The organism is uncultured Aquincola sp., from assembly GCF_964001545.1.
Lineage (GTDB): Bacteria > Pseudomonadota > Gammaproteobacteria > Burkholderiales > Burkholderiaceae_C > Aquincola.
The window spans coordinates 1-5,828 of record NZ_CAXFDV010000703.1; the positions used below are offsets into that span (position 1 = coordinate 1).

Genomic DNA, 5,828 nt, shown 5'->3' on the forward strand with positions numbered 1-5,828 from the left:
GCGGCTTCCGCCAGGCCCATCCCGAGGTGGACGTGCAGTTGCGCGAGGCCACGCTGGACGTGCAACTGGCGGCGTTCGCGGCCGAGGAGATCGACGCCGGCTTCGTGCTGCATGCGCCCGATGCGGCGCCGCCGGGCTTCGGCGCCCGCACGGTGCTGACCGAGCCGATGCAGCTGGTGCTGCCGGCCACGCACCCGCTGGCCACGCGGCGCACGCTGCGCTTTGCCGAGGCGGCGGCCGAGCCGCTGGTCATCTTCCCGCGGCAGATCACGCCATCGCTGTTCGATGCGGTGGTGGCCGCCTACCGCGGCGCCGGCTTCACGCCGCGCATCGCACAGGAAGCGATCCAGATGCAGACCATCGTCAACCTGGTGAGCGGCGGCATGGGCGTGGCCTGGGTGCCGCAAAGCCTGGTGCAGCTGCAGCGGCCCGGCGTGGTGTACCGGGCGGTGCAGGGCGTGCAGCTGGCGGCGCAGACCAGCCTGCTGTGGCCCGAGCCGGCGCCGCCGGTGGTGCAGCGCTTCGTCGACCACGTGATGGACCACGGGCAGGCGGTTTTGCCGGCGCGGCGACAATCGCCGCCCACTGACAGGAGTTGACCCGGATGCTCGTCCACCCGCAATTCGATCCGATCGCCCTGCGCCTGGGGCCGCTGGCCATCCACTGGTACGGCCTGACCTACCTGGTGGCGTTCGGGCTGTTTCTCTGGCTGGCCACGCTGCGCACCCGCCAGCCGACCTACGCCCAGCGCGGCTGGACCCGCCGCGACGTGGAAGATCTGCTGTTCTTCGGCGTGGTCGGCGTGATCGTGGGCGGGCGGCTGGGCTACTCGCTGTTCTACAAGCCCGGCTACTACCTCAGCCACCCGCTGGAGATGCTGATGCTGTGGAAGGGCGGCATGTCCTTCCACGGCGGGCTGCTGGGCGTGCTGGTGGCCATGGCGGTGTTCGCGCGGCGGCGCCAGCGCGCCTTTTTCGAGGTGACCGACCTGATCGCGCCCTGCGTGCCGCTGGGCCTGGCCTCGGGCCGCATCGGCAACTTCATCAACGGCGAGCTGTGGGGCCGCGCGGCCGACCCCTCGCTGCCCTGGGCGATGGTGTTTCCGCAGTCGGGTAGCGACATCCCGCGCCACCCTTCTCAGCTGTACCAGTTCAGCCTGGAAGGCGTGCTGCTCTTCATCCTGCTGTGGGTGTATGCGCGGCGGCCGCATGCCACCGGCCGGGTGTCGGGCGCGTTTTTGGTGGGCTACGGCAGCTTCCGCTTCATCGCCGAGTATTTCCGTGAGCCGGACAGCTTCCTCGGGCTGCTGGCCTTGAACATGAGCATGGGCCAGTGGCTGTGCGTGCCGATGGTGCTGGCCGGTGTGCTGCTGTGGTGGCGCGCCGGGCCGGGCGACAGCGGCAAGCCTGCGCACGTGGCCGGGAGCCAGGCATGAGACAGATCTTCCTCGACACCGAAACCACCGGCCTCAGCCCCGAGAGCGGCGACCGCGTCATCGAAATCGGCTGTGTGGAAATGGTGAACCGGCGGCTGACCGGCAACAACAAGCATTTCTACCTGAACCCGGAGCGCAAGAACTCGGAAGACGCAGTCAAGATCCACGGCCTGACCGACAAGTTCCTGTCCGACAAGCCGTTGTTCGCCGCCATCGCCGACGAGCTGATGGACTACTTGGCCGGTGCCGAGATCGTGATCCACAACGCCGCCTTCGACGTCGGCTTCCTGAACGAAGAGCTGCGCCGCCTGGGCCGCCCGCGCTTTGCGCAGCATGTGGGCCGCATCACCGACTCGCTGCTGATGGCCCGCGACATGTTCCCGGGCAAGAGCAACTCGCTCGACAGCCTGTGCAAGCGGCTGGAGGTGGACAACAGCAACCGCACGCTGCACGGCGCGCTGCTGGACGCCGGCCTGCTGGCCGAGGTCTACATCAACATGACCCGCGGCCAGGAGAGCCTGGTGATCGACGTGGGCAGCGAAGGCAGCGGCGAGCTCGCCGCCGCGCCCATCGACTTCAGCGCCTTCGAGCTCATCGTGCTCGAGCCCACGCCCGAGGAGCTGCAGGCCCACGAAGCGGTGCTGGCCGAGCTGGACAAGGCCAGTGGACAAAAAACTTTGTGGAGACAGTTGCAATCCGCATAGCCTGTGGCATACTGCGAGGCTTGCCGGAACACGAGAAGAACAACAAACGCCGCAGATTTCCGGGCGGTTAGCTCAGCGGTAGAGCACTGCCTTCACACGGCAGGGGTCGCAGGTTCGAACCCTGCACCGCCCACCAAAAAGATGAAGCACCTCGCGGAGACGCCAGGTGCTTTTTTCTTGCCTACGCCATGCCCTCCGGGCGAGCGCATAAGAATGGCCGGCATGAAGTCTCGCGCTGGCATGCAGTTAGAACCCGCCCAACCTTCGCCCATGCGGCGACCCGATGGCGGCGCACTCCTGGCCGGCGTCGACTTCATGGCCGACGCACCGCAGGTGGCCCGGTCCCTCATCGGCGTGCTGCTGCTGGTCGATGGGGTGGGCGGCCGCATCGTCGAGACCGAGGCCTACGACCGCGAGGACCCGGCCTCGCACAGCCATGTGGGGCCACGGCCGCGCAATGCCTCGATGTTCGGGCCGCCGGCGCATGTGTACGTCTACCGCTCGTACGGCATCCACTGGTGCATGAACTTCGTCTGCCGCGAGGCGGGCCACGGTGCGGGCGTGCTCATCCGCGCGATTGAGCCGCTGTTCGGGCTGGACCTGCTGCGTGAGCGCCGCGGCGGCCTGCTGGACGACCGGCTGCTGTGCGCCGGCCCCGGCCGCGTGGGGCAGGCCCTGGGCATCACCCGCGCGCACGACGGCCTGCCGCTGAATGCGCCGCCCTTCGAGCTGCGGCCGGCCGAGGGGTCGGTGAATGTGGTCACCGGCCCGCGCATCGGCATCAGCAAGGCGGTGGAGCTGCCCTGGCGCTTCGGCCTGGCGGGCTCGCGCCACCTCAGCAAGCCGTTCCGCCCGCCGCGCTGAGCGCCGTCCCGCCGATACAGCCCGTTGCACCATTGCGGGCAATCCATCAGTCGCAAACGTTTGCGCAAACGTTTGCGACGCCTAGACTGAAGCGCATCCCCCACACACACCGAGGAGACGGACATGAGATTGGGATGGGTGCTGGCGCTTTGCGCCGCCTTGCTGGCCGGCTGCGGCAACGACAGCGATGATGGGCCGATGAAGGTCATCATCGACAGCGACTACAACACCATGAGCGACGACGGCCAGTTGGGCGTGATGGCCGCGCAGTTGCAGGCGCAGGGCCGCACCCAGGTGATGGGCATCAGCGTGGTGTCGGGCAACCAGTGGCTGCGCCAGGGCGTGGCCGATGCGCTCAAGAGCATGGAGCGCATGGGCGCGGGCGCGAAGATTCCGGTGTACGCCGGCGAGAACCTGCCGCTGAACCACGACTACGCCGCGGTGCAGGCCGAGCAGGCGGCCGGCGCCGGTGGCGACGGCTACCTGGGCGCCTGGAGCAGCCCGCAGCCGCAAAGTGATGCCGACCTGGTGGCGCCGCCCGACGGCTTTGCCACCAGCACCCAGGTGCAGGCCAAGAGCGCGGTGGACTTCATCGTCGACACCGTCAAGGCCAACCCGCGCGAGGTCACCATCCTGGCCATCGGCCCGCTGACCAACATCGCCAAGGCGGTGCAGCGCAACCCCGAGATCGTGCCGCTGATCAAGCAGATCATCTACATGGGCGGCGCGGTGCACGTGGCGGGCAACACCACCCGCGCGGCCGAGTTCAACTGGTGGTTCGACCCCGACGCCGCGCAGCAGGTGGTGCGGCTGCCGATCAAGCAGGTGGTGGTGCCGCTGGACGTCACCGACACCGTGCTGCTGACCAAGCCCATCTACGACCGCATCGCCCACCCGGCGCAGCCCACGGCCGTCACGCGGCTGTTCCAGCAGCTCAACGGCTATGGCTTCAGCGGCAACAACGGCTTCGAGAACAACCCCGAGTACACCCAGAACATCTGGGACACGCTGGTGCTGGCCTACCTGCTGGACCCCGGCTACGCCACGCAGACGCGTGAAGAGTACGTGGACGTGATCGCCCGCAACGGCGACCCCGAGAACGGTCGCTCGGTGGGCTATGACACACCGCCGGCCGGCGTGACGCTGCAGAAGATGACGGTGGTGACCCGCTTCGACAACGCCCGCTTCTTCGAGCTCTACGTCGACCTGCTGACGCGCCCGGTGCCGGTGACGCTGAACTGAATTCGGCGGGGCCCAACGGCGCCCCGCGGGCAGCGGCCAAAATGCCGGCATGCCCGTTGATCCTGCTGCGCCGGCCCCTTCCATGGCCGGCGCTTCCCATTGGCTGCACAGCAGCTTCTACCGCTTCACGCCGGTGGCCGACCCGGCTGCGGTGGCCGAGGCCGTGCGCGCGCTCGCCCGTGAGCTCACCGGCGCCATCACCCTGGCGCAAGGCGTGACCGGCGCCATCACCCTGGCGCCGGAGGGCCTGAGCGGCGCCGTCGCCGGCACGCCGGCCGCGGTGCAGGCCTTCGAAACCGCGCTGGTCGGCAGCCCCGTCTTCGGTGGCGCGCTGCAAGGCCTGGTGTTCAAGCACAGCCACGGCCACACCGCGCCTTATGCGCGGCTCAAGGTCAACACCAAGCCCGAGCTGGTGGCGCTGGGCCTGCCCGGGGCCGACGCGCTGCCGCCGCCGGACGAAGAAGACGACTCCCACCTCAGCCCCGCCCAGTGGCGCGCGCTGCTGGACGAAGGCCGCGCGGTGGTGCTGGACAACCGCAACCACTTCGAATGGCGGCTGGGGCGCTTCCGTGGCGCCGTCGATCCGCAGGTGCCCAACTTCCGCGACTTCCGCGCCTGGGTGCTGGCGCAGGCGCCCGCCTGGCGGGCCGAAGGCCGGCCGGTGGCGATGTACTGCACCGGCGGCATCCGCTGCGACAAGACCGCGCCGTGGCTGCGCAGTCTGGGCCTGCAGGTGCGGCAGCTGCAGGGCGGCATCCTCGGCTACTTTGAGGCGCTGCCCGATGCCGCGCGCGACTGGCAGGGCGAGTGCTTCGTGTTCGACAACCGCATCGCGCTGGACACGCAGCTGCAGCAAACCGCCACCGGCCCCGCCCAGGTGTACGACCCCACTCAGCCCGACGAAGCCTGGCGGCTGCAACGCGCCCGGCGGCTGCAGGCCGCGGCCGGCGACGCATGACGCGCCCCCGCGTGGCCTGGTCGCCGCCGATGCGCGAAGGCGTCAGCCCCAGCCGGGTGGCGGTGAGCGGCGGCCCCTGGCCCACGGTGCTGGCCTTTTTGCAGGCGCGGCTGCCGGCGGTGGCCGACTGGCCCGAGCGTCTGGCCCGTGGCGACGTGCTGACGCTGGAAGGCCGGCCGTTGCAGGCGGACGAAGCCTGCCAGGGCGGCGCCGTGTATTGGTACTGGCGCCAGCTGCCGCCCGAGCCGCGGGTACCGTTCGAGATCGAGCTGCTGCACGAGGACGAGCACCTGCTGGCGGTGGACAAGCCGCACTTCCTGGCGGTGTCGCCCAGCGGCCGCTACCTGCAGGAAACCGTCACCGTGCGGCTCAAGCGGCTGCTGGGCATCGACACCCTGGTGCCCATGCACCGGCTGGACCGCGAGACCGCGGGCGTGCTGCTCTACATCGTCAAGCCCGAGGTGCGCAACGCCTACCAGGCGGTGCTGCGCGAGCGCCAGGCCAGCAAAGTGTACGAAGCGCTGGCGCCCTGGCCGCCGCAGCAGCCGCTGCCGGCCGAGCTGTCCAGCAAGCTGGAAGAACGCCCCGGCGATGCCTTCATGCAGATGGTGGAACAGCCCGGCGA

At 69.6% G+C, this 5,828-nt stretch carries 7 protein-coding genes and 1 tRNA gene; all 8 read left to right on the forward strand.

Annotated elements, in window-relative coordinates; genetic code table 11:
* A partial coding sequence (locus tag ABNT58_RS24690; RefSeq protein ID WP_348756037.1) for a LysR substrate-binding domain-containing protein occupies nucleotides 1–599 on the forward strand: 599 nt, incomplete at its 5' end.
* Nucleotides 600–604: 5 nt separating this feature from the next.
* On the forward strand, nucleotides 605–1,435 hold the full coding sequence (lgt, locus tag ABNT58_RS24695) for a prolipoprotein diacylglyceryl transferase (protein ID WP_348756038.1): 831 nt from the start codon (nucleotides 605–607) through the stop codon (nucleotides 1,433–1,435).
* Nucleotides 1,432–2,139 (forward strand): DNA polymerase III subunit epsilon, encoded by a 708-nt coding sequence (dnaQ, locus tag ABNT58_RS24700; protein WP_348756039.1) that lies wholly within the window; start codon nucleotides 1,432–1,434, stop codon nucleotides 2,137–2,139. Before lgt ends, dnaQ begins: the two co-directional genes overlap by 4 nt.
* A 61-nt stretch (nucleotides 2,140–2,200) precedes the next feature.
* Nucleotides 2,201–2,275 (forward strand) — tRNA-Val (locus tag ABNT58_RS24705).
* A 134-nt stretch (nucleotides 2,276–2,409) separates the two neighbouring features.
* Nucleotides 2,410–3,003, forward strand: a complete 594-nt coding sequence (locus tag ABNT58_RS24710) for a DNA-3-methyladenine glycosylase (protein ID WP_348756040.1) — start codon at nucleotides 2,410–2,412, stop codon at nucleotides 3,001–3,003.
* Nucleotides 3,004–3,126: 123 nt separating this feature from the next.
* Nucleotides 3,127–4,245, forward strand: coding sequence for a nucleoside hydrolase (locus tag ABNT58_RS24715; protein ID WP_348756041.1), 1,119 nt, complete (start codon nucleotides 3,127–3,129; stop codon nucleotides 4,243–4,245).
* A gap of 82 nt (nucleotides 4,246–4,327) precedes the next feature.
* Nucleotides 4,328–5,203, forward strand: a complete 876-nt coding sequence (locus ABNT58_RS24720; protein ID WP_348756042.1) for a rhodanese-like domain-containing protein — start codon at nucleotides 4,328–4,330, stop codon at nucleotides 5,201–5,203.
* Nucleotides 5,200–5,828 (forward strand): pseudouridine synthase (locus ABNT58_RS24725; RefSeq protein WP_348756043.1); only part of this gene is annotated, 629 nt, incomplete at its 3' end. The genes ABNT58_RS24720 and ABNT58_RS24725, both read left to right, overlap by 4 nt.

Excerpts from the sequence above, each read along its gene's own strand:
- ABNT58_RS24720 (WP_348756042.1), top strand. The coding sequence starts at position 4,328 with ATGGCCGGCGCTTCCCATTGGCTGCACAGCAGCTTCTACCGCTTCACG.
- lgt (WP_348756038.1), top strand. The coding sequence starts at position 605 with ATGCTCGTCCACCCGCAATTCGATCCGATCGCCCTGCGCCTGGGGCCG.
- dnaQ (WP_348756039.1), top strand. The coding sequence starts at position 1,432 with ATGAGACAGATCTTCCTCGACACCGAAACCACCGGCCTCAGCCCCGAG.
- ABNT58_RS24715 (WP_348756041.1), top strand. The coding sequence starts at position 3,127 with ATGAGATTGGGATGGGTGCTGGCGCTTTGCGCCGCCTTGCTGGCCGGC.
- ABNT58_RS24710 (WP_348756040.1), top strand. The coding sequence starts at position 2,410 with ATGCGGCGACCCGATGGCGGCGCACTCCTGGCCGGCGTCGACTTCATG.